Origin of the sequence: Actinomadura sp. 7K534, from assembly GCF_004348575.1 — a bacterium.
Taxonomy (GTDB): domain Bacteria; phylum Actinomycetota; class Actinomycetes; order Streptosporangiales; family Streptosporangiaceae; genus Spirillospora; species Spirillospora livida.
Genome location: NZ_SMKB01000493.1, coordinates 1 through 1,143, shown reverse-complemented (window position 1 = coordinate 1,143; position 1,143 = coordinate 1). Strand labels below are relative to the sequence as shown.

The window sequence follows — 1,143 nt, the reverse complement described above, 5'->3', positions numbered from 1 at the left end:
CCCTTGGTGCGGTGCGTCGTGCGGTGCGTCGTCGGCGGGCGGGTCGCGGCGGGTGAGGTGGACGGTGACGGCGGCGCCGGGGGCGTGCTTGGCGGCGTTGGTGACGGCCTCCTGGACGACGCGGTGCGCGGTGAGCGCGGCCATCGGCGCGAGTTCCGGCAGGTCGGCGGCGGTGCCGGCGAGGTGGACGGGGACGCCGGAGGCGCGGGCGCGTTCGACCAGGTCGCCGATGCTCTCGTGCGGGGGCCGCACCGGCGCCGCCCCGTCCCGCCCGTCCCGCCCGTCCGAGCTGTGCGGCGTGCCCGGGCCGGTGGCGGTGTCCTCGCGGAGCACGCCGATGATCTCGCGGAGGTGCTCGGTGGCCTCGGCCGCGCCGCGGCGCAGCTGCGCGGCGGCGTCGCGGTGCCGGTCGTCGAGGCCGGGCGCGACCTGCAGGGCGCCGGCGCGGACGGCGATGAGGGCGAGTTCGTGGCCGAGGGAGTCGTGCATGTCCTGGGCGATGCGGGCGCGTTCGCGGAGCCGTTCGCGTTCGGCGATGATGCGCTGCTGGTGCTCCAGCCGCTCGGCGCGTTCCCACCCGGCGTGCAGGAGCTCCTGGTACTGGCGCCAGTAGCGGCCGGTCAGCCAGGGCAGGACGCCGAACAGCACCAGCCAGACCGTGGAGGGGAACCACGTCTCGACGGCCTGGCCGCGTGCGGTCGCCAGGGCCGACCCGGCGACGAACACGGCGGTGAACGCCCACAGCGGCGGCTGCGCGCGGATGGTCCGCCGCCCGGTCAGGTAGGCCAGCACGGGCATGGCGAACACGAAGTTGCCGTGGACGGCGATCAGCGCCATGGCGGTCAGCAGCGCCGCGGTGGGCCGGGCGCGGGACACCGCGACGGCGGCGGCCAGGACCGCCAGGCCGCCCACGCACAGCCACCACGCCGTCCGGCCCGGGTCCAGCGGCGAGACGATGCCGGCGACGACGGGGAGGGCCAGCACCCCGTACAGCAGGGCGTCCTTGACCAGCGCGGCGCGGGTGGGCCGGCGGACGGCCTCGCGCAGCGCCCGCGGGCGGACGGCGCGGGCGGCCGCGCGGCCCCGGCCCGCCGCCGCCGTCACGGCCCGCCCGATGGCCTGCCGCCGGGCGGGGCCGGTGGG

1 protein-coding gene is annotated in these 1,143 nt (G+C 78.7%); it reads right to left on the bottom strand.

Translation table 11 applies throughout. From position 1 onward, the window contains the following. Nucleotides 1-1,143, bottom strand: a 1,143-nt coding sequence (locus E1266_RS37345; RefSeq protein WP_347876779.1) for a histidine kinase, incomplete at both ends; no start/stop codon positions are given.